Raw genomic sequence first — 26,904 nt, forward strand, 5'->3', positions numbered from 1 at the left:
AAGCAGATAGATTAACTCAGTGGCAGGAAGTGATGCGCTTCCTGCCTAAGGAATCAAGATTATGAACTTTACGAAAACCGCTATCGCCACCGCAGTAATTGCAAGTGTTATTGGTTTGGCTGGCTGCAACGATGACGACGATAACACCTCACCAAGCGTCGATACTTCCAACCTAAAATACGTCGACCCATTCATTGGTACCGGCTTTAACGGACACACCTTCCCAGGTCCTGTTGTGCCAGAAGGTATGGTGCAACTTTCTCCAGATACCGAGCTGATCGGCTGGCACTCTTCATCAGGTTATCACTTCGATAAAAAGACCTTATTTGGCTTCTCCCACACTCACCTATCTGGCACGGGTATGGGCGGCTTAGGTGACATCCTGTTCCTGCCGTTTACGGAAGATAGAGCTAAGTACATCGAAGACAGCGACGACTACCGCGAAGCGATTTCGGTCAAGATGGACAAAACCTCTGAAGTGGCAGAAGCAGGTTACTACTCTGTGAAGATTGCAGAAAACGGCATCAAAGCTGAGCTTACTGCTTCTGAACGTGTCGGCTTCCATCGTTACACCTACCCACAAGGTCAACCACAACGTTTGAAGATTGACCTCAACTCCATCCTAAACAGTGACTGGGGTTCGACCTCTCTGCGTAACAAACTGACGGTGAGCGAAGACGGTCATACCATCATGGGCGAGCGCGATGCAGCGCACTTCTCTGGCTGGGCGAAAAACCAAAAAATCTTCTTCTATGCGACTTTTGATAAGAAGATCAAAGACGTCTACATCCTTGCCAATGGTGAGCCTGTTGACGGCCTAACGGCAGAGCACGTTTCTGAATTGATTTACGATGACGAAGGCAATGCCATCAAGCGTGTCAAAGCGGACGTCACTGCCTACATCGAATTTGAAGATGAAGGCTCACAAGAGTTGAATGCGCAAGTGGCGTTATCTGCGGTTGACCCACAAGGCGCAGAAAACAACTACGATGCCGAAGCGAATGTCTCTTTCGATACTGCGCGCAACAACGCACGTGAGAAATGGGCAAAAGCACTCAACTTCTCAATTGAAGGGGGCACGGAAGATCAGAAAGAGATCTTCTACACCGCGCTTTACCACACCAAAATTGCACCTATGGTGCATCAAGACGTGGATGGTCGATTCCGTGGTATGGGCAAAGGCTCGATTCGTGAAGGCGAAGGGGAATACTCCATCGCTTACGGTCAGGCAACGGAAGAGCAGCCAAACTTCTCGGTTTACTCTCTATGGGATACCCAACGTGCGTTGCACCCACTAAAAACCATCACAGAGCCAACCCGCGCGGTGCAGTACGCGAAGAACCTAGTTCAGAAGTACACTGAAAGCGGCTTGCTGCCGAAATGGGAGCACTTAGGTGACGAGACAGGCACCATGGTCGGCTACCCAGCGGTAGCAGTGATTGCAGATGCAATGACCAAATTCCCAGAAGAGTTTACTCAACAAGAGAAAGAGCTGGCGCTGAAAGCCGCGATCGACTCTTCAACTTACGAGAACTACCCGGCACTGCAAGCCGATTGGGATCAGGGCGTATTGGATCGCACTTTAACCAAGCACATCGATTACATTGAGAAAAATGGCTTCACGCCTGCCATCCAACGTGTCGATGGTGAACCAGTATTTGAAGACTACACGGTTGAGTCTGTTTCTTACGGTCTGGAAAATGCGTTCTATGATTGGGCTATCGCACAAATCGCCAAAGCGGCCGGTGATACTCAAGCAGAAGAGCAATACCTTGAACGCTCAAAAGGCTACAAGAAGTACTTCGATTACAACCCAACGGAATACGCAGAGCATGGCGTGACGGGCTTTATGCGCCCAGTGATGATTGATGAAACCTTCATGACGCCATTCGACCCATACGGTACGGAACACGAGACAGGCAACTACACCGAAGGTAACGCGTGGCAGTGGACTTGGTTTGTACCGCATGACATCGCGGGCTTGAAGACCATCATGGGTGGCGATGCTGAGTTCCAGAAGAACCTAGAAGCTACCTTCACCGCAGAAAGCCAAGGCACAGAAACACCGGATATGTCTGGTTTGATTGGCCAAGTTGCGTTTGGTAACGAGCCTTCGCACCACATTCCTTACCTATTCAACTGGACTGCAGAACCATGGAAGACACAACAAGTCGTCGACCACATTCTGGATGACATGTATTTCGCTGCGCCAGAAGGCGTCATTGGTAACGAAGACGTAGGCGCAATGTCCGCTTGGTATGTGATGTCTGCATTAGGCTTCTACCAAGTGAACGCAGCAGAACCTATTTACACTGTGGGTCGTCCGCTATTCGACAAAGCCGTGATTCCGGTGAAAGGCGGCACGTTCACTATCACCACAGAGAACAACGCCGATGACAACATGTACATCAAGTCTGTCACCATCAATGGCAAAGCTTTGGATAACGGTTTCTTCTTCGACCATTCCGAGTTCAAACCGGGTGGTGAGTTGCACTTCGTGATGACGGGCGAGCAATCTGAAGCGATGAAAGCGCCTCAATAAGTCTCTACCACTCTTCCCTCTTCAAAGGTCAGTTCGCGAGAGCTGGCCTTTTGTTTTTAGCCTTTAATCCTCACCAACACAAATGATCACTCTGCGACAACTAATCATAAGCTCAGTAAATTTATGTGATCCAATTCAAGCGAACTAAACGTTTGCTTTTTTAAAGTTGCCCCGTTTCGCGAAACCCAACATTCATTCGACTTAATCGGATCAGCTATGAACACATTTTCTAAAAAGCCGTTACTTTGCGCCTTGGCTGCAATTTCTATCGGTGCTTCATTTTCTTCATTTGCGGAAATTCGCAATGTCACGCTGCTGCACACCAACGACATCGAGAGCGTTTACGAACCTGTTGATGCCTTTTGGAATCCAGACATCTCACACATCGGTGGTATTCCATATCTAGCCACCTTGATCAAACAAACCCGAGCGCAGGAAGAGACCAGTTTCTTGCTTGATGCGGGTGACATTTTCACTGGGTCACTTGCTAAGAAGACTCAAGGCAAACTCTCTTTCGATTTGTATAGTGCAATGGGTTACGACGCGATTACGCTCGGCAACCATGAGTTTGAATACGGTTGGCAAACACTGAAAGAGAACATGCCGAGAGCGGCTTACCCAGTGCTGAATGCCAACATCAAATTCGAGCAAAACAATGCCCCATTTGCTTCGCCCTACACCATTATTGAGCGCGATGGCGTTCGTGTGGGCGTGATAGGTGTTATGGGCGTGGATGCGTTCTACAACACCATGTGGAAAGGCAACCGCAAGGGTTTAACCATTGATGACCCTATCGAAGTCACTCAGTACTGGGTGGATAAGATTCGTGATGAAGTGGACATGATTGTCGTACTGACTCACCAGAACAAAACGGCGCCAATGCAAACCGACAAAGAAGCAGACCCTGAAGTGCAACGCGGTTTTGATGAAGACTACGACATGGCTGGCAAGCTAAAAGGTGTGGATGTTATCTTTGGTGGTCACTCAGATCATGGCTTGTGGAAGCCAGTTGTGCACCCGAAAACTGGCACCGTCATCGGTCTTACCTTCGGTCAGGGCAAATACTTGGGTTACACCAAGTTCGCGGTGGATACAGAAAAGCACGACGTAAAACTGCTTGATGGCAAACTCATCCCTGTGGAATCCGACAAGCTGGAACGAGACAAAAAAACCAGCGACCTTATCGCTAATGCACGCAGCCAGTTCCCTGAGCTAAGCGAGCAACTGGCGACCATCAACGACACTGCTTACCGCCGTTACTACCGTGAATCAAACGTCGGTAACTTAGTGGCCGATATGATGCGTGAAGCTGCCAATGCCGATGTGGGTATGATCAGTTCTGGCAGTATTCGGGTCGACTTAAACAAAGGCCCAGTGACGATGGAAAACGTGATGGATCTTTTCCCATTCACGGATAAACTCTCGGTCGTGACATTAAGCGGTGAACAGCTAAAAGAACTGTTGGAATACAGCTACACCTTGCCTTACGGCCTAGCGCAATTCTCTGGTATCGAAGCGCGTTATGACAACGAAAAACCAGAGGGTCAACGCTTGGAGAGCCTAAATGTAAACGGCAAACCAGTGGACAATGCTGACTCATACAAAGTCGCGACTTACTCTTACGCAGCAAGTGGTGGTGACGGCTATCATGTGTTTGAGAAAGGCACGTTTGAATCAGAAGGCGATTCAGTAACGCAAGTGTTGATTGACCAGTTCAAAGCGAAGAAGCAAGTGACCGTACCAGAACTCGGTCGTCAAGTAGACGTAAGCCAAAACTAAATCCATAACGGACTTAGCTCGGAGAATAAGCACCATGACATTTCGTCAAGAATACAATGGCTGTAAGTCGTTTGGTTGCGCTAATTGCGGCGTACCCGACTTGAGCTTGTATTTGCGCTCAAACCGACTCGGTTACGATGCGTGGCATTGTTCTGAGTGTGGTGCTTATCCTCCTGTTTTGGTGAACGAGCCCATTCTCGCGTTAGCCAATCAACTGGAACAGTACACTTTTAAACTCGATTTATTGCCTCAATGCCATTGTTCAAAAGCGTCTTGGCAACGTTTCGGACGCACAACCTCTGGCACCGAACGTGTGCAATGTCGGCAATGCAAAAAGACCGCAACGCTGATCAACTCAAGTAAAGCATCATCAAACCTGCAACCAATGCTGGATGCTTTGATTTCTGGCGTTCCTCCGCAAGCGATACAACAAGCTTTAGGGCTCAATCACCGTGCGTTTTCTCTGCGGATGAAACAGTTGGCTGAGCTACTCAATACCTTCAGCCGTTTGTTTGAAGCGCAGCTTGATTTCTCAATCCTACAAATCCGTTCGTTTCTTCAAATCGCGCGATCTGGATTTAGACACGATAGCCGCTCTCAAAGTAGCGCGCATATTTGGACATTATCGACGGCCGATGCCAAGACGGGATATGTACTCTTGATCAGTGATAACGCACTGATGGAGAAAGATTCGTTACCTGAAGAGGTGCGAGAGCAGAGCCGTTATCGACTCACCAAGAAAGAGCTCGCTCCCACAGAAGAAGACGCACTGCTTCAAGCGCAGAAGACGTACGACAAGATCTTAAATCGCAGCCAATTTGATCAACTCGGTTACTGCGATGCCCAACATGCCCAATCCAAGGAAGTGTTTCTAACGCGCCCTGTATTTGCTGCTCACGCTCACATGCAGAAATTGGCAAAGTATCTAAAATCTCAGCTGCCAAAAGCCTTATTGCTCGAGCATGAAAGCTTTATTCGCGGCGCTGCGATTACCGCATTTACACCAACTGTAATCAGTGGCAGCACACATCTGTACTACTGCCATGTCGCCTCGCGCAACGCGTTCGACATTAACAACATCGGTAAACAAAACATGAGTTGGTGGGATGAAACGTGGCGACGAGTGAATATTGAAAATGCACTGGGCAAGTGGCAAATCGGCTTGGGTTTATTGACCAAAAAAGGCGAGCTCGATGATTCCGCTATTCACTCCCTTTTCCCCACACATCCAGATTGGAATTCGCGCTTCTGGCAACACTATACCGAATGGCTACAACCTAGCTACGCGTCTCACCTCAGCTTGGCTCGAATACAGCAGTGGCAAAGCATTTATCGCTTTTTGCACAATTTCACACTGTGCCAGCATGAAATCAAAATTGGATCTCGATTCATCAAACCAAGCCAAGTTACTGACTTAGTTGACTTCATAAACCATCATTCACTAACAAGTGAATAACCATAAACATCTGATTAAAAATGCTTTTTTATTGATAATAGCATTTTCATTTTTGGCTCTTTGTACAATGCCGTATTGCAGGTTAGAGAACTCTGTAATGTATAGTTTTCCGAATGATAAAAAGGACGAACTATCATGAAAGACTATGACGATGGCGGGCTTCAATTGGTTGACGAAGTCGTTGGCAAAGGCAAGCTGGCATTTATCAATAACATCCCATTTGACCAAAACCCCTACCCAATCGTAACCCTTGAGTTCATGAGTTGGTGGTACGGCTGGTTGCTAGAAGAAGAACGCCAAACCATGGCTGCGTAAACCGCGTAATGACACCTTATTTCCACAATTAAACCGTTTCCAAGTTTACCTAATGCCAACAAGCGTCAGGTGCGCTTGCGGCTTTTTATTTTTTAAATACAGGTAGATATGGACATCAATACAACAATTAGAACCACAATCTTTACTCTATCGTTTATCACAACTTCATTCGCACTGTTTTTGAAGCATTCACTCACCGAAGAACGAATGATGTTGTGCGCATTAGGAAATGATATTCCAGTGTTTGATAGCGAAGATTGCTTATTCTATTTTGAGGCGTTTGGCGTTTCGCAAGATTTACTGAGCTTAGTCGAGTATCAATATGGTATTTCATCGATTTTAAGTGGCGACAGTCATAGCCGCTTTCGTATGGCAAACACCTTAATCGCACATGGGTTCGACGTAAATTGGCTGAACGAAAGTAACAGTCCACCTCTGCACTCCGCCATCATTCATGATGATTTCGAGGCGTTTAAATGGCTAATGCAGCAAGGGGCAAACAAAGATCTTTATTGCCCTAAGGTAGGAAAGAACGCCACTGAGTTTTTGGATTGGATTTACACCGAGAACCCGACCGCCAATCGCGGCGCTATGTACGCGCTATTGCACTAGAGCTTTAAAAACAAAGGGAGCCGATCGCTCCCTTTGTCGTTTTTATCGTTTTGAAATTAATCGATATTCTGGCTAATGCGCCACAGCACGCCACTAGGATCGTACAAACAGAATTCTCGCATCTTCCAAGGTTGATCAACCAGTTCTGTCACCTTGGCTCCGAATGACGCCAGCTCGACATTCGAAACATGTTCATGCCAGCTGGCAACATCTTCCACCAACAAATGCATCATGAAATTATTGCAGTGTTTTGGCTCATAAAAATCTTGCAACAAGAATGAGCAACTGCCCTTGAAGAAGTACGCCACACCACCAAAATCCGAAGGCATCTCAAAACCCAACGCCTGATAAAAACGCTTTGATAACTCGTAATCTTTCGCCGGAACAAAAGATTTAATTTCAACAATATTGAGGTTTTCCATTTCCTAAATTTCCATTGTGTAGCACGTATTCAACTACTCTAGGTAACTCAACGCGCTCTGACTAGGATCTCTCTGTATTTCTTAGGGGCAAGGCACACACTCCGCCATTTGGGTTTGTAGCCAAAGCACAAATTTTTGTTCCAATTCAGAGCGTGCTTTGTCTTGAGTCAATAAGACATAGTCATGCCCTGACGGCACAAAACCAAATGGTGCAACGAGATTGCCGCGTTTGAGATCGTCCATCACCAGAGGATAAGAGCCCATCGCCGCGCCTAAGCCGTCGACTGCAGCTTGAATGCAGAAATAGAAGTGTGCAAAAGACTGTTCTGCTTTGCTATTTATCGACGCTTCACCAGAGCGCTGAATCCATTCTTGCCAAGCTTCAGGTCTGGTTTGGCTGTGTAATAGCTTCACGGAGTTCAAATCACTTTTTACTTGCTGCCAGTAGTCGGGTGAGAACACGGGACCTACCCACTCTTCCACTAACTTGGTTTTTGGGTAGTGATACAAAGGCTCAAAGTCATCTCGACGAATCGCCATAGCAAGCCCCGTCGAGCCAAGCGTTACAGGTCCTCCCGCAGTCGAAAGACGAACATCTGCGTCACAACCATCATTAAACGCGGAAAGCCTTGGCATCAACCAACGCATGGTTAACGTTGGCTCACAAGAGACTTCAAGGTATTGATGCTTCTCCTGCACCAGCTTGTTCACGCCAGTTTCCAGCGCTTGGAATGCTTGCTCGGTGTAGCTTTTCAGCATCTCACCCTCTTTGGTGAGCAACATATTGCGCCCCTGTTTGTAGAACAGAGGTTGAGCCAGATAGGTTTCCAACACTTTGATCTGCTTACTCACTGCGCCATGCGTAATATTGAGCTTGTTTGCTGCTTCACTAAAACTCGCAGACGATGCCGCGATATGGAAAACATGGAAGGATTTAAGATGCCTCATCTGTGACTTTTTCTCACACTTAGCGGAATTTGTTTCGATTATAGTCTCCGAACTCTCGACCTACAATTGCCCCATTCATAACAACGAAGAAACAGGAAACACTATGGAGCTTTTCAGCCTTGCCTTATTAGGCATACTCATCGTTATCAGTCCCGGAGCTGATTTTGTATTGGTTCTTAGAAACAGCCTCAACAATGGCAGACAAGCTGGGATTTGGAGTGCCGTGGGCATTAGTCTTGCGATTTCGGTGCACATTACCTATTCATTGCTTGGTATCAGTTACTTAATCTCACAGAACGAATGGTTGTTCAGTTTGATTCGCTACCTCGGTGCGGCTTATCTGATCTATCTAGGATTAAAAGGGATTTTTGGGACTGACTCTCAGCAGAAGATAGAGGGGGAAACACAACAAAGCATCTCCATTTGGCAGTTCTTTTTCCAAGGCTTTTTGTGCAATGTGCTTAACCCAAAAACCATGTTGTTCTTCTTGAGTATCTTTAGCCAAGTCATCGATCCGAATGCAGCATCACAACACCTAGCTTTAGGTTACGGTGTCTACATGATTGCGCTACACGGGATGTGGTTTTCTATGGTTGCCATCTTGTTTACCTCACCGCGATTACAGAGCTTATTACTGCGCGTGAAACATAGGTTGAATCAAGCTTGTGGCGCTGGGTTATTGGTGTTTGGCGCAATGTTAGGATTAAAGTCATAACACGCTAGGTTACGACATTTCGACCGATGCCACATCGAAGTTTAATAATCACACGTATAATCTTCATCAGAACGATTAAGGGCTATTGACCTTGAGGAAAGGAACTCAATGAAAAAACTACTTCCGATTGTATTCACTTGTTTGAGCTTAGCTTTCACCGCACCACTGGTATTGGCTTCTGAACGTGCAGAGCAGGGTTGGCAATGGATTGAGCAAGGCGCAATGATTGTCGATGTACGCACACCACAAGAGTTTGCCGATGGTCACTTAGACAATGCGGTTAACTTTCCGCTTTCAGAGTTGGATAAACACTTTGCTAATGTCGATGAAGACACGCAGATTGTGCTTTACTGCCGCAGCGGCAATCGCTCAGGACAAGCGTATCAGTACCTACAATCACAAGGGTTTACCAACCTTCATAACGCGGGTGGCTTGGTTGAGATGCAACAAGCGAAGTAGCACGACTTAGCACCTACCTAGCCAATGAAATGGAAAAGCACACCTCTCGTGTGCTTTTTGTTTTTTCACAATCTATTCGTTATCGGTTGAAGCCAGCTCGCCAAAGTAGTCTTCTAGTCGATGACGACCATAAGTCGGCGCAATATTGTCACCGCCTAACATGGTCAAGAAGAACTCCGCAGGACCGCCCCATTTCTCTGGCAAGTGAAGTACTATCGATAACCCAGCTCTGCACAGGAAGTCCGGTAGGTGCGTATTTTTCTCCACTTTGTTTTGAGATTTGAACGCGAGCCGAGCAATATCATTGACTGACAAAACATCTGGACCACCGACATCGAGTTCAGTGTCATTTCGTTCAATCGCTTCAACACAAAACCTTGCCAAATCTTTTCCGTGAATGGGGTTAAGCAGGTTTTCACCATCACCAAAAGTAAATACTCGACCTGATTTCGCCATGTTATACACCTCGGTAATATCAGAGAAAAAGCCGTTCGGGCGAATCACACAAGGGGTTAATTTTTTTGATTGCAGAAGTCGATTCGCAAAGCGCTCTTTCGCCTCTAAAAGACGAACTTGAGGATATTTCTGAGCATTAAACGCAGAGATGTAGATGAATTTACTGACACCTGTTCGCTCTGCTTCTTCAAGCAAGTTCAAATTTGCTTGGTAGTCGACATCCGAATAGCTTAATCCATCTTGTTGGCGAGTAATGCCCAAGCATGAGACAACAACATCGACACCCTCGTAAACACCTTTAAGCTCATCGGGATGAGTCACCTGCGCCTCTATCACTTGTGACTCTTTCACACCCATTGCGAGTAACTTGGTTTTGTTTCTCGCAATGGCTTTAAAATCAATGTGCTCAGAGAGGAGTAACTCAACAATATTCAAGCCTAGGTACCCCGTTGAGCCCGCAATTAAAATTCGAGGGTGCGTTTTCATAACATGACTTCCTATTCTTGTTCTGGCCGGTATGGCTCTTCACGCAATACGTGGCTCACCAATAACTTTAGGTAGAACAGTGGTAAAAACCATTCCAAACCCTGTGGTGCTTGTGCCCAGTAAATCGAAATAATCACACTCAGAGAATACAGAGTTAGCGCTACAGGACGTTGTAAATACAACGGTGTTTTCATGACTAGGCTACATGCCAGAACCATGTAACCACCGATCACAACAATCCACATAATATCGAAATTCAAGAACGCCCAACTGTAGAGAGAAAGCTGCACGAAATGAGTCAGAATAAAACTCATGTGCTGCTTAAAGCCTTGTCCTTCACGATGAAACCAGCGCTTTGCCGTAGACGTCGCATTGGTAATAATGCCGCCGATAATATCCACTGTGAGCAAACCCGCGATAACATATTGAGTAGCAGTCCAACCCAGTTGTGCAAAGTACGCATAAATCACCACGACAAAACCAGCAGCAAAAGGGACATACAGCTGTAAATTCTTTTCTGCTTTCGTTGCGCCCGGACCAATCAGCTTATCAATTCCACCCCAGAAACCCGCTCTTGCTTGAGGAACACTCCAATCAATTTTCATACTAAAACCTTATTTCGACCACTTGGTCTTTTTAAATTAGTACGCTTTGAGAGCTAGGTAAAGATCTTTTTTGTCCACTCGGTCTAAATAAAAGATCTTGTGTTATACTGCGGGGCATTGCGGTAACAAAAGCTGAGAAGAAAACCATGCCGAAGATCGTCGATCATGAAAGCAGACGTAGAGAAATTGCCTTAAAAGCAACCGAAGTGTTCCTTGAGTTCGGTTACAAAAACATTGGTATGAGACAACTGTGCGAACAGTTAGGAATGAGCAAAAGTGCGGTTTATCACTATTACAAAAGTAAGGATGAACTGTTCAAAGCCGCAACAGAGGCCATCGTCAACTTTGATGCAGAAGTGCTAGCAGATAGACCAAACTCAAGTGAAGCGAATACAGGGCAACAAATCGAAAACTTCGTATTGATCTTTCAGCAAATGGCTCCGCGTTTCTTCCAAGAAATGAAGCTTGTCTCTGATTACATTGATGTGATTGGGCAAGAAAACATAGCTACCGATCCATGCATGTTACTTGCTAATCAAAAGTACATGACGATGCTAGAAAGCTACGTTTCAGCGCAACACAAAGAATCGCTTTATACCCTTATGTTAGGACTACTGAACCATCAATTGATGTTGGGTAAAGCGCTAGAAGATTCGTATGTTATTGAGCAAGTTGAGCGAGTATTGAGATAAGTAAACTCATCACAACTTGTTCTTCTCTGTCTGGACTCTGTTGGGGTCTTACATTAGGTTTGAATAAGACACTTTTGTAGGACCAAACCATCATGCACATCAGTTATGAGCAAGTCACCGCCTTTGTCGCTGTTGCGGAATGTGGCTCCTTTAGCGCTGCAGCAAAACAATTAAATAAGCATCGCACGACGCTTGGTCAGGTGATCACCAATCTCGAAATTGAAATCAACATGACCTTGTTTGACCGTTCGACACGCTATCCTCAATTGACGGAAGAAGGCTTAGCACTGTATCAACATGCTAAAAACCTCGCGGAAACGACCAAGTCTTTTGAGCGTCTTTGTCAGAGCACCGAACAAGGGAACGAGAGCCAAATTACTATCTGCCATAGTGAATTGGTACCGGGAAAACTGATTCAAGATGTGATGATTGGGGTTCGCAAAAAATTCCCGTTGGTCAAAGTGAACTGGCTTCACAAAAACAATCACGAAACGAAAGCGCTGTTCGAACAAGACGCCGCAGACCTTGCTGTCATGCTCGTTCCAACGGGCAATGCCACGACAGCATTCAGCTACACCTATCTGCTCAATCTTCCTTTTGTTGTTTGTGCCACCAGCGAATTTATTAAACAACATCAGATTGTTGACCTCACCTCTCTAAAGCGAGCAAGGCAGTTGTTGATGGCGGATTTTCACCATACTGGCATCGCACAAACATTGACGATATCGAATCTTGCCCAACAAATCGAAAGTGTGAATGTGCTCAAAAACCTATTAGTCGCAGGTGATGGCTGGGCAATTGTCCCTACCCATTGCGTGGAGGACCTTTTATCAACTCAGCAATTACAGACCATTGAGATAGACGAACTCCATGCCGTGCTTCAGTTTCCTATCAACCTTTGGCAACACAACCGCTTAGCCGGTCCTGTTACGCGAGAAATGATTCGACTGTTTAAAGAACACAGCCACGTTCATACCATTCCAAGTGAGGGTTGAATACTCATAACGTGATTTAGGTGTTTTTGTTTTCCACCGTACACTCCAAATCGTTCCTAAACATGAATCGGAGTTACTATGAAATTGAAAGCAATCACCCTAGCCCTTCTTGCTGGCACTCTTACTACTGGTGTAGCGCACGCTTGTACCTCAGTCGCATGGAATACCGACTTGGGCACTTTCACTTCTAGAACGATGGATTGGATGGAATCAACCTCACCTGTGCTAGGTACAATTAACAAAGGCGACATTCGTTCGCTTCAAGGTAATGGCCTAGGCAATACCTACACGGTGAAATACAACATGGTTGCGGTACTGGCTTATGGTGAGTTGGTGGCCGATGGCGTAAACAGCGAGGGCATGCAAGTCAACGCTCTGTTCTATCCAGATATGACCATGAAAAAGGCAGAAACAGGGTCAGAAGTCACGCAATTTACCATCGCGGAATACCTGCTAGCTAACTACGCAACGGTTGATGATGTGGTTAAAGCGCTACCAACATTGGAATACGCATCTATCCCTATGGAGGGGATGCCCGTTGAAATTAAACTGCACTGGTCTGTCACAGACAAAAGCGGTGACCGTCTAGTGATTGAAATGGATAAAGACGGCTTGCACACCTACCGCGGCGAAGAAGCGATGGTAATGACTAACGACCCTTCGATGAAAGAACACATCGAAATGCGCAAGAAGGTTCAACCAACGTGGGAAAACGCGAGTCGTGATACCGACTATGGCTCCATTGGCAACGGTAACTCACACAGTCGCTTTATTCACGCGAGCTACTTTATGAGCAAACTCACGGAACCTACCAGCATCACCAACGGCATGATGAAGCTGTCTACAGTTCCTTATCGCGTACCTGCGGATGCGCCATACAAAGACTTTGGCAACGGCAATGGTATGTCTGGCTACGCAACAGAATGGACCATGACACAAAGCTTGGATACGGGTGACAGCGTATTCGAATACAACTTTGAAGAAAACTGGAACACGGTGAAATTCAACGTTTATGAAATGATGGGCAAAGATTTCCGCCTACCACTGACGAAATCATTTATGGCGAAGTTCTAGTCGCTAACAAAATACTGAGTGCCATTTCGCACTCAAACAAAAGCACCGCAATGTCGGTGCTTTTTTCGTCCGAGCACCAAACCCACTACTTCCCTCGCCCATACATCTTGTCGAAGTTTGGAATGTTCTTTTCCCAAATGGGCGTCTCTTCTCCCACAATGGATTTGAGTGTGTCGATAAATAACTTGGTTTTAATCGGTGCATCTCGGTGCGGGTACACGGCATAGAAGGTGCCGAAATCATCAATGTTCAAGTCCGTCATGATCGGCACTAGCTTGCCTTGTTTGATTTCGTCTTGAACCATTTGTGCGGTTACCACAGCAAGTGTATTTCCTCCTGCTGCGCTCCTTGCCAACATTTCCACATCATTCACTTTATAAGCGACATTAAGCTGAAAGTACTGTTGTTTACCTTGCTCATCTTGATAGCCGAATTTATCGAATAACAGACCTGGGGCGGCGTAAATAGTGGCGGGTAAAGATTCCAATTTCTCAAGACTGTTCACCTCACCATGTTTTTCTAAAAACGCTGGGGCAGCAACAATCAACAGACGACTTCGCGCAATCTTACGGGTAATCAAGCTCGAGTTTTTAGGTCGTCCGATGCGGAAGCCAATATCAAAGCCCTCTTGCACCATATCCACCATGCGATCTTCTAAGCGCAGTTCAAACTCCACATCTGGGTATTGTTGTTGGAACACCGAAATAGCATCTTGAACGTATTGACGCCCGAACATGGTCGAGCTGGTAATGCGCAAGACACCGCGAGGCTCTTCGTGATAATTCTGCGCCAAACGGTGAGTATCACTGAGAAGTGACCGAAGGGATTTGGCTTGGTTGACCATTTCACTCCCTGCTGCCGTCAATGATAAGGAGCGCGTAGTTCGGTTGAGCAATCGAACACCCAACTCCTCTTCCAAACGGCTGATCTGCTTTGAGATCACCGAACGATCCACATTCTTCTGTTCTGATACCTTGGTGAACGAGCCAAGCTCGATCACTTCAAGTAGCAGCAATAAACGACTAGAGAAATCCATAACGCCCTACCAAAAAAAATTGTTGCCATTAAAGCACCAATTATGTGCCATTTAGCTTATTTTTCTCATCTTATAACAAATCTATAGTAGCTGCACACAACGGGAGAGAGACAAACCTCCTCAATACCAAACCAATAAATTCGCGTTACCGAGGTCTACTGATCTTACTAACGCTGAGGAAACAGCTATGAAAACTCTATCAATCACACAACAAAACGGCATCGCTACTGTTGAAATCAACAACCCACCAGTGAATGTACTGACTATCAATTTGATTAATGAAATCAACGAATTTGTACTATCGCTTAAAGATGACCGCGATACGAAAGTGGTGGTATTCAAATCACTTCATGAGTCTTTCTTCTTGGCACATTTAGATTTGAACGTTATCAACGGCACACAAGGTGGTCAGGCAGCATCCATTGAATTCAACCACATGATTGCCAATATCAAAGCGATGAAACAAATATCGGTTGCTGTGGTTGATGGTGTGGCTCGTGGCGGCGGTAATGAGTTTGTGATGGCATGTGACTTGGCTTACGGCACTGAAAACGCAGCATTTGCTCAGCCAGAGATTCACGTAAACATCCCAACGGGTGGTCAAGGTGCGGTGCAGTTCGCTCGTCGCATGGGCAAAAATAAAGCGCTTCAAGCACTACTACTTGGTAACGACTTTACGGCACAACAAGCAGAGCAGTTAAACATCATTACTCAGTATGTTCCTAAAGCAGAGTTGGATGGATTCTTGGCGGCAACATTGGGCGTGATTAGCCAATTAGAAGTGCGTGACATCGTAATGTACAAAGAGATCATCGCAACCTCTATCAAGGATGAAGACGCAGGTGCAGAGCTAGAATTGCGTTACTTCTTAGAGCGCGCAAAAGAGCAAAAAACCGCAGCGATCATCGACGCGTTCCTAAAACACGGTGGTCAAACAGAGCGTGAAGCGAAAGACATCCAAGGCATCTTTGTTGATACCGCGGCTGAGCTAAACAAACAATAGAACTTGGTTCACTCGACCTAAGGCACCGACAGTCCGTTGGTGCCTTGTCTATTTGCAAACTCTGGGGAATCTTATTGCATGAAAAACGATTAAATCATTCGTTTATTGCAAACTTGGCTTTCCGACAACAATGTTAGAAACAAAATTGCGCGTGCGAGGAAATACAATGGAGACAGTTAAACAATAGCCAGATTATTAGAGAAACGAGGTCCTCCATGAATCAACTTCCCGACGAAAACCAAAAACGATTTGTTGCCGTAATCAGTAAAAAAGTCGAGGTGGGACGCGCCGTTAACGTATTAGGACACTTGAGTGTAAGCCTTGCCAATCAACTTTCTGATGGAGACGCAGTCTACACCGACTATCGCGACCTCGACGGCAATGTTCATCCAAACATCTCCCACTATCCGTTTATCGTCTTGAGAGCGGACAACTCCAACAAAATCAGAAAGCTTCGCCAAGAAGCACTCGATAGAGGCATCCCCTTCTCCGATTTTACTCACACCATGGTAGAAGGAGGCTCTGAAGTACAACAGCAAACCACCAAAAACACATCAGAAGCAGAGCTAGAATATTTAGGCATTTGTTTGTTCGGCGAGACTGAAACGCTTCGAGAATTGACCAAGAAATTCAGCTTATATCGCTAAAAGCACGTGATGCCTTGGTGATCCTCTCATCATTTTTTCATCAAGCTATCTGTACATTGCCACTTTTAGGGTTAGAATCTAGCGCATCTATCAACCAAAAGTGGCAACACTTACAACGAAATTAAGGAGGAATTTATGTCTTTGTGGTGTTCAATCAACCCACGTTTTTATGGCATGAAGGACCGCTCAAGAGTTTCAGATTTCGCGCTGCGATAATCTCGACTTGAGCGAATAATTACCTTTCGACGAAAACACGTCACCCGAGTACTTTCCCTCAAGCTCGAAGAATTATTGTCAGCTATGACAACGGCGTCTTACGCCCAAAATTCTTGAGAACACTATGAGTACTTTTTTAACTGCACAATCACTAACCCTTTCTCACACAGCAACACCAATCTTCAAAGATCTAACGTTTACGATTCATCGTGGCGACAAAATTGGTCTTATCGGTCATAACGGCTGTGGTAAAAGCTCCCTACTCAAACTGCTTAGCGGTCAATTTGAGCCAAGCCAAGGCACGGTTGCCAAAGCCAGCTCATGTTTGATGCGTTATGTTGAGCAGCATTTACCTGAGTCTTTAAGTACACATTCCGTATTGGACGCGTTAGCGGAATCCTTATCCGATGATGAGATTTGGCGCGCCGAACTCTTATTGGATGAACTCGGATTTTCAAACACAGAACGACACATGCCGGTTGAGAATTGCAGCGGTGGTCAGCAAATGCGACTCCTGCTTGCTCGTGCGATTATCCATCAACCTGACTTACTGCTTCTGGATGAACCAAGCAACCACTTGGACTTGCCATCGCTCCTTTGGTTAGAGCAATTCCTATCAAACTGGAAAGGCTCATTCGTATTGGTATCTCACGATCAAACCTTACTCGATCGAGTTACCAACACTACTTGGGTCATGCGAGATCGGTCTCTGCATCATTTCTCTCAGCCTTGTTCTCAAGCAAGACAAGCATTGAGAGAGAAAGATGAAACCGATCAACTTCGCCATGCCAGCGAGCAGAAAGAGATCGACCGAATCGAGAAAAGCGCCAAGCGTATAGCCACTTGGGGCAAAGTCTATGACAACGAAGATCTTGCTCGAAAAGCCAAGACGATGTTTGCACGCAAAGAACGTTTAGAAGAAGAACAAACCGAACTGACAGAAGGCACACCGTGGACGCTACAACTTCAAGGTGAGTCAATGCCAGCAAATCGACTGTTAGAGGTTCTACCTTTCTCAGTAACGCCGCCAAACAGTGATTATCACTTGTTTGATATGGCAGAAATGCGCGTGAAAAGTGGCGACCGAATTGCCGTTCTAGGCAGTAATGGTTGCGGTAAATCGACTTTGTTGAACCTGCTTTATCGTCAGTATGAAGTCATCCAAACCGACCTAGGCAACCAACATGAGAGTGTGACTTTCCACGATCGTTGTCGCTTGGGTTACTACGATCAATCTCTAAGGCAACTCGACGATCATCAATCCATCACGGATGCGTTGCAGTCGTTTGCCAGCATCAGTAATGAACAGGCAAAACGTTCGCTAATTGGTGCAGGATTTGAGTACGCAAGACACGAGCAGAAAGTCATCAGTCTAAGTGGTGGAGAACGAGCAAGGCTGCTCTTTGTGGGCTTAACCCTCGCTCGTTATCACATGTTGTTTTTAGATGAACCGACCAACCATTTGGATATGGAAGGCAAAGAGGAGTTGATTGAAACTTTGCAAAACTTCGAGGGTGCCGCCTTATTGGTGAGTCACGACCGAAGCCTGATAGAGCAGAGCTGTAATCGATTCTGGTTTATTGAAAATGGCTTACTGAAGGAGTATTTAAGCGCAGAAGAGGTATATCAACGCGTAACTGATACTGCACCGAAATCAGCCATATCGCATCATTGCAATGAAGTAATGTCGATGGATACAAATGCATCTGATGAGCAATCCGAAGAGCAAATGCTGGAAAGACTGTTGGAACTGGAAGGCTTGCTGGAAGCCGATTTGGGGCGAAAACCCAAACATCAAAAACCAGCGATGCAAAAGCAGTGGCAACAAGAGATAGAGGAAATTACAGCGCAGCTATAAAAACAAAAGGCACCATCAATTGGTGCCTTTCTGCTTTCTACTTTCTAGGAAAGAGCTTATTAGTCTTTTTCGAACGTCGCCACGGTCTTAATCACGCCAGACATCATTTCGTTAACGTCTGATTTCTGAGCCGAACTTTGCATGGTCTGAGTGTTTTGACGCAAGCGTTCACGCAATGCTTCAAGTTCCTTTTGTGTATCCGATAATTCCGCAGATTGATTGTTACTCATCTTATTCTCTACTTGTACTTAACGATTAATGGAGCGATTGTCATCTAAACTTTTTATAAGATATAGTTGGATACCATCTAAAAATTAGATACATCGTTATGTTCAATCTTCAACAACTTGAAACGTTAGTCATGTGCGTGGAGTGTGGTTCGTTTTCTGCGGCGGCAAGAAAGCTTGGTAAAGCACAGTCTGCGGTCAGTACTACGATTTCAAACTTGGAAATCGACACAGGACTGACCATCTTTGATCGTACTTCTCGATTGCCTACCTTGACGGCACAAGGCGAGCGACTGCATGCTCAAGCCCTCTCCTTGTTAGAGCATGCGCAACACGTACAAAATATGCTGCAAACGTTCAATGTGGGAGTAGAAGACAGGATCTCGATAGGGATCAATGCGCTTTTACTAACACCGCAGTTTTTTGGCGTGATTGAGGAATTTTATCAGCAATTCCCGCACACCGAGCTCAATCTCAATGTCTTGAAAAACAATGACATTGCTGATGCCGTCGCAAGTAATGAAGTGGATATCGGTTTTATGTTGTGGGGCAGCACACAGCCTAAGAACGTGATTTTAGGTTCGATTGGTTACGTGCCGTTTTCTATCGCCGTGCATCAATCACATCCACTACTGACTGAAGACTCAGTTTCTTTTGAAGCACTTAAGGCGTATCGGCAAATCGTATTAAAAGACTACCCTGCTCACTACAACGCAAACTTGTCTAATTCACTAACCAAAGTGAATGACTTAGAAACCCTAGTAGAGTTGATAAAACTGAATAATAACTGGAGCTTGATACCTGATCACCTGTTTCAAAAACACTCAGATATCGTTCCCCTTAAGCTACAAGGGGAAGAGAAAGATTGGCTTTTACAAATTGACCGTGTGACGAGCAAAGCAAAAGAAGCAGGTCCTGTTATGCAGTGGCTTACTGAACGTTGCTTGGATTTCTATCCTAGCGTACAACCCAAGCAACAACATTAATGATAAAAAGAGAATATCCATATATATTTACTTCAATAGTCAACTTTAAACTATTATCAATAAAAACTAGTAGTTAAAATTGATAGTTGTATTCGATGCGATGATCACCATCATTAAAGTCAACGTTTTCACTCCAGTTTGCATAGTAACGAATATTCGATCTTTTATTTAATTGGTAAGAAAGCGTAAACTCATGGGTTAGAATATCTTTCTCTTCAGCATAATAATTATCTTTGTAATCACTCGAGCCAGATAATGTGTGCATGTACATTGGGTTGTAGTTAATCCAGATTTTATCTGTGATGTCGATTTTAGAGTACATACCAACCACCATAAACGTGCCCGGAATTTCATAACCATTGTCTTCACCACTGTAATCGTTTGCGACCGTCACACCGACACCACCAAGAGGGTAGAGTTGTACAATACCAAATTTAGGAAGCGATTGGACATAGCTATAAGAGGCATCAAGTCTGTCGTTATCAACATCATAATTGATATCGATTTGACGGCCTCGACCTGTAGTTAAGTCGGATTGAAAGTTACGAAGTCGAAGTGAGTCAATACTATCATCTACTCCCTTGTATAGTGGATCATCGTTGTCTCTGATACCCAATAAGTCACCACCAATACCCTTCACTTCAATAACATTCATAGCAAGCGTATTTGGCTTATTTGAGTCATAGGCTTGGCCGACTTTAATGTTAATGCCTTTATCACTGATACCAAAACCAGCTTGTGTATATACCGCAAGTGGATCAGACATATCTTGCAGTTTTTCATCTTTATTTTCTTGAGAGACAGCAGGAATAGAGGCTAAAACACTTAGCGCTAATATAGGATATTTAATAATATTCATAGTATACACCTTTATATTATTTTTATATTTACGAACAAAAAACACCACTCACTATAAATTTTTATAGCAAGATATAACTTCAAATTTAAAATGTAGAATTTAAGGAACAACCTGTTGCTATTACTAATTTAATAGCAACTAAGTTAGTAATTAAATAGTTTGTATAGAAATATAATAAAACTAATTAATAGCATGTTCGAAAGAGGCCATTAACTCGCTCAGTTCTGCCGAGGTCGCAGCGTCAAATTCACCGTCTTGGAACTTGTCGTAGAAGCCACCCAAGCTGTAAGTGCCTTTTACATCGCCGCCCCACCAAGGCATCAACTCAGCCATGGTTTTGATATTAGTTGCGCCACCGTTTGCACCTGGAGATGTGCTCACTAGCAGAACTGGTTTCTTAGTGTCACCAAAGAAAGATGTACCTTGAGGTGCAACACGTGACAGCCAATCGATCGCATTTTTCAGGAATGCTGGCATTGAGCCGTTGTGTTCTGGTGATGCAATGATGATCGCATCGTAGTCGTTTAACGTTGCACGCAGTTTGTGTGCGTTTTCTGGGATACCCTGACCTTCAACGTCCACACCGTACATTGGCAATTCAAAGTCGTTTAGGTCAATGGTGTTTACTTCTGTTTGTGTAGCTTGGTTTGCCAGCGCTTGAACCAATAGGCTGTGGATTGATTGGCTGTTGTTGCTACCGGTAAATGCGACGATCTTTTTCATAGTGGAATCCTAGTTACGCTGCCCCTACTCAGCGGGGCACTCATTGAATGAGGTGATATTAATTAACTCCAATCAGTGAATAAACTCTATAATAGTGTCTATATAGTTCACCAATCGTGAACAATAATAAGTTCAAGGTATCAATTACATGGATAAGATCAGAGCACTAACCGTATTTCGTCGAGTAGTGGAGCTAGGTAGCTTCGTCGCGGCTGCAGAAGATTTAAATCTTTCAAAAGCCGCAATAAGTAAGAACATCAATGAATTAGAGAGCTATTTGAAAAGCCCTTTGATTAACCGTACTACACGCAATTTGCACATTACTGATAATGGTCAGCTCTATTATCAGCAAGTGTGTCAGGTTCTCGACGCACTCAACAATGCCGATCGTTCAGTGATCGAGTCTTCGCACACATTAAAGGGCACGCTAAAAGTCAGCATGCCGATGTCATTGGGGTTGATTGAGCTAAACCCTATCATTTGCGAGTTTATGAAGCTGCATCCAGAACTTTCCATAGAGGTAATCATGAGTGACGAGCACCTCGATTTGATTGAACAAGGGGTTGATATCGCCATTCGTGGGGGAGAAGAGCTTGGAAATTCAACTTTACGTTCGCGAAAGCTGCTAGACATTCGACGTGTGCTTTGTGCCTCTCCGAGTTACTTGGAGGCATCAGCACCCTTCCTCACTCCTAGCGATGTGGTTAATCATCGGCTACTGAGTTACAGCCTGTCTTCAGCCTCACGTCGTTGGACTTTCAATAACGGCAATCAGATTTTAGATGTTGCGATTCCGCCTTGTGTTTATATGGTAAACAGTGGTCTTGCGCTTACCCAAGCGGCATGTGCTGGACTCGGTGTTGCCCTACTACCGGATTTCTTTGTTGAACCCCAATTAACTTCAGGTGAATTGGTTGAAATTACTCCTGAATGGCAGATGGAAAAGCACGCGCTGTATATCGTCTACCCTTACCACAAAGAGCAATCGCAAAAGTTACGAGCCTTTATTGATTATGTGGTGGAGAGCTTCCAAGCGCGATTCAGCCGTCAGTCAGATCCGCAGCAGATGTACTCTTCGATTATCAAGCTAGGGTCTTGATAACGAGGTTTAGCCAAAGAAAAGACAATAAAAAAGCCAAACTGGATAGTTAGGCTTTTCATCAAAATCATCCTTGCTCTTAGATATCAAGCCTACAGAACAAGAGAATTGAAAGTTTATCGACGGCGGTTATTAAAGCGAGCACGATCTGAGCGTTGCTTTGCTGAACGCTCTTTGTGCGCAGACGCTGCCTTAGCTTGTGAAGCCAGAATCGATTCTACCGTCAGCTCCATTGGTTCACGCGGCTCCAATCCATGACGGAAAGTACGTGCGCGTGGTGGCAGGTTGTATTCGTATTCAGATGCCTTTGGCATGCGCTTGTAGCGGTATAGGTAGAAATTCTCTACACGCTCGCGAGCCCATTCTGTTTTCTTCAGGTACTTAACACTGCTCGCAATACTTGGCTTGGTGTTGAAACAGTTCATACGCATTGCTGTGTCGAGGATTTCCCAACCGTAATGGTCAACAAGCTGCTGCAACATGTCTTCTAATTTAAGACCGTGCAGAGGGTTGTTCTTCTGCAGTTCAATACGTTCTTCGTCGGTCATAAATTCATGGCTCATGAACGGCTCCTTAATTGTGGGTGGCGAGCGTTGTACTCACCACCTACCTCTATTAGGTTTAGATTAAATCACTATTGCGAATAATATGTTGTATTCTTCGTCTCAAAGACGATCTTTACGTCCAATTATTCACGATGATCGGCGCTTGGTTACGCAGCGCTAAGCACCTTTTGTTGGTGCGCCATGTACTCTTCAAACGTACCTTGGAAACTCACCAACTGTTTGTCTTTTACATCAATGATTGAAGTCGCCAATGACGATACAAACTCACGGTCATGACTAACAAAGATCAAAGTGCCAGTGTAGTCTTTTAACGCGCTGTTTAACGCTTCAATCGCTTCCATATCCATGTGGTTGGTTGGCTCATCCATCACCAAAACGTTGATGTCTTGCATCATTAGCTTACCAAACAGCAGGCGGTTCTTCTCACCACCCGAGCAGTTTTTCGCTTTTTTGTTGGCATCGTCAGCGGTAAACAACAAGCGACCTAGAATGCCACGCACCATTAAGTCATTGTGCTTCACGGTACGCCACTGAGAGATCCACTCAAAGATGGTCAGATCATTATCGAAGTCTGCACTGCTGTCCTGTGGGCAATAACCAATTGAAGCGTTTTCAGACCACTTTACTACGCCCTGAGTTTGCTCTAGCTCGTTCACTAGACAACGTAGCAAGGTCGTTTTACCCACACCGTTTTCACCGATGATCGCAAGGCGAGTGCCTGCTTCGAGTAACAAGTTGCCTTTTTCAAACAACAGCTCATCACCAAACGAGTGACCAAGGTCTTGCAGTTCCAATGCTAAACGATGCAGTTTTTTACCCTCACCGAAATCAATCGATGGGCTAACACGGCTACTTGCTTTCACTTCGTCGAGTTGGATTTTTTCCATCTTCTTCGCGCGAGAACTGGCTTGTTTTGCTTTCGATGCATTCGCACCAAAACGGTTTACGAATTCTTGAAGTTCATTGATTTCAGCGGTTTTCTTCGCGTTGGAAGCCAGTAACTGCTCACGACGAAGGCCAGATGCCTCAAGGAAGTATTCATAGTTACCAGGGTAAATGCGCAGTTCGCCGTAATCGATATCTGCCATGTGAGTACACACAGAGTTTAGGAAGTGACGGTCGTGCGAGATGATGATCATTGTACACTTACGTTGGTTCAACTCTTCCGCTAGCCAGTTGATGGTGTGAATATCCAAGTTGTTGGTTGGTTCGTCAAGCAGCAAAATATCTGGGTTAGCAAACAGAGCTTGCGCCAAAAGCACACGCAGTTTCCAGCCCGGAGCAACTTGCTGCATCAAACCAAAATGCAGCTCTTCTTCAATACCCGCTTGAAGCAAAATATCGCCAGCACGGCTTTCTGCTGTGTAGCCGTCCATTTCTGCGAATTCGCTTTCCAGCTCAGCGACTTTCATGCCGTCTTCTTCACTCATTTCTGGTAATGAATAGATGCGGTCACGTTCCTGCTTCACTTCCCAAAGCTTGCGGTCGCCCATGATCACAGCATCAATCACACTGTATTGCTCGAACGCAAACTGATCTTGGCTCAATACGCCCAGTTTCAGCCCCGGAGTAATGGAAACGTTGCCCGAGCTTGGCGCGAGTGCTCCGCTCAGGATTTTCATAAATGTCGACTTACCACAGCCGTTTGCGCCAATCAGACCATAACGGTTGCCGTTGCCAAACTTAGCAGAGATATTTTCGAACAGTGGCTCGGCACCAAATTGCATGGTGATATTGTTTGTACTAATGATAGCGGCGTCCTCGAAGGAAATTTCTTTTAAATAACAAGTTGTTAATTCACTTTCGAGATACGGTTAGAAAAGGGCATATTGAAAGTGGCCGCCATTCTATCTGATTCGTTCAATAGGTGATATAGATCACGCGAATGTTGCGAAGGATTTTTATCAAAAATAAAGCGTGGCTTTAACCACGCTTTGCTTATTAACGACATCTTGGATTAAAAATCGAGATGGTAATTGTTGTTGGATTGATTCAACGAAATCACCCAGTTCTTCTCAGATTCACCAGCATTCATTGGGACCCATTGCGCGTACAACTTGGTCCAATTGCCATTCACCTCTAACTCAACCTGATTGGTTCGGGTCGGATAAATAGTAGTGATGCGTGACATTGGGTCTGCAATCACATCGCCGTTTTCCGCCGTAAATGCCTCTTTGGTGTAGAGATGCAATGCACCATCAGAAGCCCCTTGGTAGTTCATGGACAAGGTAATGGTCTCGCCAACATCAAAGGAAAAGTCACGTTGTGCCACAATGTCTTGCGTGTCATCAGTCTCATCCACCACTGGCGCAGGAGCTGGGGTTGAAGAGCCACCACCTCCGCCACCACCGCCTCCACAAGCAGCGACTAAGGTTGAAGCAAACATGATGGTCAGAAGTTTTGTCGAAGTATTCATGTGATGCTCCTTGCTATTCCGTTGCTGAGATAACTTTGCCACTCGCTGGCGCGTTGTACCAACTGGTGTCCGTTTCGCCACTGCTGGTTACCCAAGTTGGGAACCCGGTGTAGGCATGGCTGATATCTGTGTTCTCGGTTGGGTGATCCCATTCATCGCGAATGTTGATTGCCCAAGGCATGTTGTTGCTGGTTAGGAAGTATTCCGAGCCGCCTGTGTCATCATCATGCAGATTGAACAATGCGTTATTCATATCCCCAGTGCCTGAGAATGTCTTAAAGTGGGTTTGCCATGTCATGCCCGGGAAGGTCGCAACAAAGTCTCCGTGGTACGTACCTTCTGCCGCAAAGATGAATGAGTCATATGGCGGGTAACCAATTTGATCTCGTGCGACTGGCGTGGTCAGTTCGACCACCATCTGGTAGCTGAGGATGTCGGTCGCCTGCTGATTCAAACAATTGCTCTGAGTACGATAGTAAGTACAACCTGATGTCAAAACCCCAAGCGCATCCAGTTCAGCTCTTAAATCCTCCGATACCACCAACACAGTTTCGCTGCCAGATTGAAGCACCGTATGTTCCACTGCTTGACCATTTTTGGTCACCGTTACCGATGCCACGTTGGACGAATCCACATTAGGCAGCTTCACCGCAAAACCATTGGAATAACCCGCCCCCATTGCTTGTAGGGTGTAATCAACGGTAATGGTCTTCAATTCACGTTGACCATTCAAAAGTTCGGTCACACGATAGCGCCACACCACATCGTTGAAGTCGTAGTCACCCATTAACGGCCATCGGTCTTCGAATGCCATCGTCGCATAAGTATCGGAGCTTGGGTAAACCGACGTCACTGTGACCTCTGGGTTGTTCTCTTGGACCAACACTTCGTATTTCGAGTCAGTAGTGCCATCGGTGTTCACACCATCCACCGCCGAGAAAGGTGAAATGTCAACGGTAAAAATCAAATCGTTGAAGTCGTTATCACCACTCGGACGGCGAATGTCTTCAAAACCAAGCACCAAAAATTCATTCTCGGTATCCAAGAATGCAACGTTATGGCGGCGGTAATTGGCGGTCGTCTCTGGATTCAAACTGGATAAGCTGTAAAAAGGTGTGTTCCAAGGACCAAGGTAAGGAATGTTGTTATAGGTACTCACATACCAACCATTCGGGATGACGAAAAACGCAAGCGTCTGACCCGCGGTTAACTGCACATCGAGATCGATAGTGTCACCTTCCTGCATGTCACCATCTGGCGCTTTCGAAGCATTTGGGAAAATAACCATGTGCGTTTCGATATCGTCTTTACTGGTTGGCGGATTATTGGTGTCGTAGACAAAATAGCCTAGTGAATTTCGATAGCCAGCCCCCTCATTAAGAAACGTCACTGAGGCCGTCGCGTACTCAGCGCCATCGAGCTCGTCATCGATATCAATGTTTGAATAGCGTTCCGGTGCAATAAACGCACTGTTAACGTAAGTCCCTTCAGGAAGCATCGAGTACACATTCGTCAGCGTATCCTGAGGTAAGGTTTCAGCAATAGAAGTGGTCTCTAATGGTTTTCCTTTGATGGTGTAGTTTGCATTGTCACTGCCTGATTCGAACGATAAATCACTGGTAGTGAGCGCGTATCCGGACATCGATACGCAGCAACTGGTTAGCGCAATAAGTTTCCCTGCTTTCATGTTATTCCCCTCATCAACTGAATCG

Annotated in this window: 27 protein-coding genes; 15 read left to right on the top strand and 12 right to left on the bottom strand. The window is 45.4% G+C overall.

Going from position 1 to position 26,904, the window contains the following annotated elements; genetic code table 11:
- The first annotated feature begins 61 nt into the window (after positions 1-61).
- The 5 genes from VCHENC03_RS10960 (at position 62) to VCHENC03_RS0125980 (ending at position 6,704) form a co-directional block, all read left to right on the top strand.
- Positions 62-2,542, top strand: coding sequence for a GH92 family glycosyl hydrolase (locus tag VCHENC03_RS10960; RefSeq protein ID WP_009706405.1), 2,481 nt, complete (start codon positions 62-64; stop codon positions 2,540-2,542).
- A gap of 216 nt (positions 2,543-2,758) precedes the next feature.
- Positions 2,759-4,321: a bifunctional metallophosphatase/5'-nucleotidase gene (locus VCHENC03_RS10955; RefSeq protein WP_009706406.1), complete on the top strand. Its 1,563-nt coding sequence runs from the start codon at positions 2,759-2,761 to the stop codon at positions 4,319-4,321.
- Positions 4,322-4,355: 34 nt separating this feature from the next.
- Positions 4,356-5,777, top strand: coding sequence for a hypothetical protein (locus tag VCHENC03_RS10950; RefSeq protein ID WP_009706407.1), 1,422 nt, complete (start codon positions 4,356-4,358; stop codon positions 5,775-5,777).
- 135 nt (positions 5,778-5,912) lie between these two features.
- On the top strand, positions 5,913-6,092 hold the full coding sequence (locus tag VCHENC03_RS10945; RefSeq protein ID WP_009706408.1) for a hypothetical protein: 180 nt from the start codon (positions 5,913-5,915) through the stop codon (positions 6,090-6,092).
- 108 nt (positions 6,093-6,200) lie between these two features.
- Positions 6,201-6,704: an ankyrin repeat domain-containing protein gene (locus VCHENC03_RS0125980; protein WP_009706409.1), complete on the top strand. Its 504-nt coding sequence runs from the start codon at positions 6,201-6,203 to the stop codon at positions 6,702-6,704.
- A gap of 56 nt (positions 6,705-6,760) precedes the next feature.
- On the opposite strand, the gene VCHENC03_RS10940 is transcribed toward VCHENC03_RS0125980, so the two are convergent.
- A complete protein-coding gene (locus tag VCHENC03_RS10940) occupies positions 6,761-7,126 on the bottom strand; it encodes a VOC family protein (protein ID WP_009706410.1) in 366 nt (121 codons plus the stop codon).
- Positions 7,127-7,207: 81 nt separating this feature from the next.
- A complete protein-coding gene (locus VCHENC03_RS10935; RefSeq protein WP_009706411.1) occupies positions 7,208-8,074 on the bottom strand; it encodes a LysR family transcriptional regulator in 867 nt (288 codons plus the stop codon).
- A 103-nt stretch (positions 8,075-8,177) separates the two neighbouring features.
- Here VCHENC03_RS10935 and VCHENC03_RS10930 point away from each other — a divergent pair, with 103 nt between their 5' ends.
- Complete coding sequence (locus tag VCHENC03_RS10930) at positions 8,178-8,789, top strand: LysE family translocator (protein ID WP_009706412.1); 612 nt, start codon at positions 8,178-8,180, stop codon at positions 8,787-8,789.
- 108 nt (positions 8,790-8,897) lie between these two features.
- Positions 8,898-9,248, top strand: a complete 351-nt coding sequence (locus VCHENC03_RS10925; RefSeq protein ID WP_009706413.1) for a rhodanese-like domain-containing protein — start codon at positions 8,898-8,900, stop codon at positions 9,246-9,248.
- Between the two features lie 72 nt (positions 9,249-9,320).
- Here VCHENC03_RS10925 and VCHENC03_RS10920 read toward each other — a convergent pair whose 3' ends face one another.
- Complete coding sequence (locus VCHENC03_RS10920) at positions 9,321-10,190, bottom strand: SDR family oxidoreductase (RefSeq protein ID WP_009706414.1); 870 nt, start codon at positions 10,188-10,190, stop codon at positions 9,321-9,323.
- Between the two features lie 11 nt (positions 10,191-10,201).
- Positions 10,202-10,795, bottom strand: coding sequence for a hypothetical protein (locus VCHENC03_RS10915; RefSeq protein WP_009706415.1), 594 nt, complete (start codon positions 10,793-10,795; stop codon positions 10,202-10,204).
- A 146-nt stretch (positions 10,796-10,941) separates the two neighbouring features.
- Here VCHENC03_RS10915 and VCHENC03_RS10910 point away from each other — a divergent pair, with 146 nt between their 5' ends.
- The 3 genes from VCHENC03_RS10910 (at position 10,942) to VCHENC03_RS10900 (ending at position 13,556) form a co-directional block, all read left to right on the top strand.
- Positions 10,942-11,487, top strand: coding sequence for a TetR/AcrR family transcriptional regulator (locus VCHENC03_RS10910; protein ID WP_009706416.1), 546 nt, complete (start codon positions 10,942-10,944; stop codon positions 11,485-11,487).
- A gap of 92 nt (positions 11,488-11,579) precedes the next feature.
- Positions 11,580-12,482, top strand: coding sequence for a LysR family transcriptional regulator (locus VCHENC03_RS10905; protein ID WP_009706417.1), 903 nt, complete (start codon positions 11,580-11,582; stop codon positions 12,480-12,482).
- 78 nt (positions 12,483-12,560) lie between these two features.
- On the top strand, positions 12,561-13,556 hold the full coding sequence (locus VCHENC03_RS10900) for a linear amide C-N hydrolase (RefSeq protein ID WP_009706418.1): 996 nt from the start codon (positions 12,561-12,563) through the stop codon (positions 13,554-13,556).
- An 85-nt stretch (positions 13,557-13,641) separates the two neighbouring features.
- On the opposite strand, the gene VCHENC03_RS10895 is transcribed toward VCHENC03_RS10900, so the two are convergent.
- On the bottom strand, positions 13,642-14,592 hold the full coding sequence (locus VCHENC03_RS10895) for a LysR family transcriptional regulator (RefSeq protein WP_009706419.1): 951 nt from the start codon (positions 14,590-14,592) through the stop codon (positions 13,642-13,644).
- Between the two features lie 187 nt (positions 14,593-14,779).
- Here VCHENC03_RS10895 and VCHENC03_RS10890 point away from each other — a divergent pair, with 187 nt between their 5' ends.
- The 3 genes from VCHENC03_RS10890 to VCHENC03_RS10880 all read left to right on the top strand — a co-directional run bounded on the left by VCHENC03_RS10890 (position 14,780) and on the right by VCHENC03_RS10880 (position 18,316).
- Positions 14,780-15,595, top strand: coding sequence for an enoyl-CoA hydratase/isomerase family protein (locus VCHENC03_RS10890; RefSeq protein WP_009706420.1), 816 nt, complete (start codon positions 14,780-14,782; stop codon positions 15,593-15,595).
- 215 nt (positions 15,596-15,810) lie between these two features.
- A complete protein-coding gene (locus VCHENC03_RS10885; RefSeq protein ID WP_009706421.1) occupies positions 15,811-16,242 on the top strand; it encodes a DUF2000 domain-containing protein in 432 nt (143 codons plus the stop codon).
- A 340-nt stretch (positions 16,243-16,582) separates the two neighbouring features.
- Entirely contained in the window at positions 16,583-18,316 is a 1,734-nt protein-coding gene (locus VCHENC03_RS10880) for an ABC-F family ATP-binding cassette domain-containing protein (protein WP_009706422.1), read from the top strand.
- Positions 18,317-18,375: 59 nt separating this feature from the next.
- Here the strand turns inward: VCHENC03_RS10880 and VCHENC03_RS27825 are convergent, their stop codons facing one another.
- Positions 18,376-18,546 (bottom strand): hypothetical protein, encoded by a 171-nt coding sequence (locus VCHENC03_RS27825; RefSeq protein WP_009706423.1) that lies wholly within the window; start codon positions 18,544-18,546, stop codon positions 18,376-18,378.
- A 98-nt stretch (positions 18,547-18,644) separates the two neighbouring features.
- On the opposite strand from VCHENC03_RS27825, the gene VCHENC03_RS10875 reads away from it, so the two are divergent.
- Complete coding sequence (locus VCHENC03_RS10875) at positions 18,645-19,529, top strand: LysR family transcriptional regulator (protein WP_009706424.1); 885 nt, start codon at positions 18,645-18,647, stop codon at positions 19,527-19,529.
- A 73-nt stretch (positions 19,530-19,602) separates the two neighbouring features.
- Here the strand turns inward: VCHENC03_RS10875 and VCHENC03_RS10870 are convergent, their stop codons facing one another.
- Together VCHENC03_RS10870 and VCHENC03_RS10865 are read right to left on the bottom strand one after the other, a co-directional pair.
- On the bottom strand, positions 19,603-20,388 hold the full coding sequence (locus tag VCHENC03_RS10870; RefSeq protein WP_009706425.1) for a hypothetical protein: 786 nt from the start codon (positions 20,386-20,388) through the stop codon (positions 19,603-19,605).
- Positions 20,389-20,568: 180 nt separating this feature from the next.
- Positions 20,569-21,111 carry an NADPH-dependent FMN reductase gene (locus tag VCHENC03_RS10865; protein WP_009706426.1) on the bottom strand — a complete coding sequence of 181 codons (543 nt, stop codon included), beginning with the start codon at positions 21,109-21,111 and terminating at the stop codon, positions 20,569-20,571.
- Positions 21,112-21,259: 148 nt separating this feature from the next.
- Here VCHENC03_RS10865 and VCHENC03_RS10860 point away from each other — a divergent pair, with 148 nt between their 5' ends.
- Positions 21,260-22,210, top strand: a complete 951-nt coding sequence (locus VCHENC03_RS10860; protein WP_009706427.1) for a LysR family transcriptional regulator — start codon at positions 21,260-21,262, stop codon at positions 22,208-22,210.
- 116 nt (positions 22,211-22,326) lie between these two features.
- On the opposite strand, the gene VCHENC03_RS10855 is transcribed toward VCHENC03_RS10860, so the two are convergent.
- The 4 genes from VCHENC03_RS10855 to VCHENC03_RS10840 all read right to left on the bottom strand — a co-directional run bounded on the left by VCHENC03_RS10855 (position 22,327) and on the right by VCHENC03_RS10840 (position 26,879).
- Positions 22,327-22,758: a VF530 family DNA-binding protein gene (locus VCHENC03_RS10855; protein ID WP_005436283.1), complete on the bottom strand. Its 432-nt coding sequence runs from the start codon at positions 22,756-22,758 to the stop codon at positions 22,327-22,329.
- Between the two features lie 164 nt (positions 22,759-22,922).
- Complete coding sequence (locus VCHENC03_RS10850) at positions 22,923-24,527, bottom strand: ABC-F family ATPase (protein ID WP_078609968.1); 1,605 nt, start codon at positions 24,525-24,527, stop codon at positions 22,923-22,925.
- Between the two features lie 206 nt (positions 24,528-24,733).
- Positions 24,734-25,192 (bottom strand): hypothetical protein, encoded by a 459-nt coding sequence (locus VCHENC03_RS10845; protein WP_009702257.1) that lies wholly within the window; start codon positions 25,190-25,192, stop codon positions 24,734-24,736.
- 13 nt (positions 25,193-25,205) lie between these two features.
- The gene (locus VCHENC03_RS10840; protein ID WP_009706428.1) at positions 25,206-26,879 is read right to left on the bottom strand and encodes an LruC domain-containing protein; all 1,674 of its coding nucleotides are present in this window, start codon (positions 26,877-26,879) and stop codon (positions 25,206-25,208) included.
- Positions 26,880-26,904: the final 25 nt, after the last annotated feature.

This window comes from Vibrio sp. HENC-03 (genome assembly GCF_000305755.2).
Taxonomy (GTDB): domain Bacteria; phylum Pseudomonadota; class Gammaproteobacteria; order Enterobacterales; family Vibrionaceae; genus Vibrio; species Vibrio owensii.

Coding starts and splice junctions, on each gene's coding strand:
- VCHENC03_RS10960 (WP_009706405.1), top strand. CDS start 62: ATGAACTTTACGAAAACCGCTATCGCCACCGCAGTAATTGCAAGTGTT.
- VCHENC03_RS10955 (WP_009706406.1), top strand. CDS start 2,759: ATGAACACATTTTCTAAAAAGCCGTTACTTTGCGCCTTGGCTGCAATT.
- VCHENC03_RS10950 (WP_009706407.1), top strand. CDS start 4,356: ATGACATTTCGTCAAGAATACAATGGCTGTAAGTCGTTTGGTTGCGCT.
- VCHENC03_RS10945 (WP_009706408.1), top strand. CDS start 5,913: ATGAAAGACTATGACGATGGCGGGCTTCAATTGGTTGACGAAGTCGTT.
- VCHENC03_RS0125980 (WP_009706409.1), top strand. CDS start 6,201: ATGGACATCAATACAACAATTAGAACCACAATCTTTACTCTATCGTTT.
- VCHENC03_RS10940 (WP_009706410.1), bottom strand. CDS start 7,126: ATGGAAAACCTCAATATTGTTGAAATTAAATCTTTTGTTCCGGCGAAA.
- VCHENC03_RS10935 (WP_009706411.1), bottom strand. CDS start 8,074: ATGAGGCATCTTAAATCCTTCCATGTTTTCCATATCGCGGCATCGTCT.
- VCHENC03_RS10930 (WP_009706412.1), top strand. CDS start 8,178: ATGGAGCTTTTCAGCCTTGCCTTATTAGGCATACTCATCGTTATCAGT.
- VCHENC03_RS10925 (WP_009706413.1), top strand. CDS start 8,898: ATGAAAAAACTACTTCCGATTGTATTCACTTGTTTGAGCTTAGCTTTC.
- VCHENC03_RS10920 (WP_009706414.1), bottom strand. CDS start 10,190: ATGAAAACGCACCCTCGAATTTTAATTGCGGGCTCAACGGGGTACCTA.
- VCHENC03_RS10915 (WP_009706415.1), bottom strand. CDS start 10,795: ATGAAAATTGATTGGAGTGTTCCTCAAGCAAGAGCGGGTTTCTGGGGT.
- VCHENC03_RS10910 (WP_009706416.1), top strand. CDS start 10,942: ATGCCGAAGATCGTCGATCATGAAAGCAGACGTAGAGAAATTGCCTTA.
- VCHENC03_RS10905 (WP_009706417.1), top strand. CDS start 11,580: ATGCACATCAGTTATGAGCAAGTCACCGCCTTTGTCGCTGTTGCGGAA.
- VCHENC03_RS10900 (WP_009706418.1), top strand. CDS start 12,561: ATGAAATTGAAAGCAATCACCCTAGCCCTTCTTGCTGGCACTCTTACT.
- VCHENC03_RS10895 (WP_009706419.1), bottom strand. CDS start 14,592: ATGGATTTCTCTAGTCGTTTATTGCTGCTACTTGAAGTGATCGAGCTT.
- VCHENC03_RS10890 (WP_009706420.1), top strand. CDS start 14,780: ATGAAAACTCTATCAATCACACAACAAAACGGCATCGCTACTGTTGAA.
- VCHENC03_RS10885 (WP_009706421.1), top strand. CDS start 15,811: ATGAATCAACTTCCCGACGAAAACCAAAAACGATTTGTTGCCGTAATC.
- VCHENC03_RS10880 (WP_009706422.1), top strand. CDS start 16,583: ATGAGTACTTTTTTAACTGCACAATCACTAACCCTTTCTCACACAGCA.
- VCHENC03_RS27825 (WP_009706423.1), bottom strand. CDS start 18,546: ATGAGTAACAATCAATCTGCGGAATTATCGGATACACAAAAGGAACTT.
- VCHENC03_RS10875 (WP_009706424.1), top strand. CDS start 18,645: ATGTTCAATCTTCAACAACTTGAAACGTTAGTCATGTGCGTGGAGTGT.
- VCHENC03_RS10870 (WP_009706425.1), bottom strand. CDS start 20,388: ATGAATATTATTAAATATCCTATATTAGCGCTAAGTGTTTTAGCCTCT.
- VCHENC03_RS10865 (WP_009706426.1), bottom strand. CDS start 21,111: ATGAAAAAGATCGTCGCATTTACCGGTAGCAACAACAGCCAATCAATC.
- VCHENC03_RS10860 (WP_009706427.1), top strand. CDS start 21,260: ATGGATAAGATCAGAGCACTAACCGTATTTCGTCGAGTAGTGGAGCTA.
- VCHENC03_RS10855 (WP_005436283.1), bottom strand. CDS start 22,758: ATGACCGACGAAGAACGTATTGAACTGCAGAAGAACAACCCTCTGCAC.
- VCHENC03_RS10845 (WP_009702257.1), bottom strand. CDS start 25,192: ATGAATACTTCGACAAAACTTCTGACCATCATGTTTGCTTCAACCTTA.
- VCHENC03_RS10840 (WP_009706428.1), bottom strand. CDS start 26,879: ATGAAAGCAGGGAAACTTATTGCGCTAACCAGTTGCTGCGTATCGATG.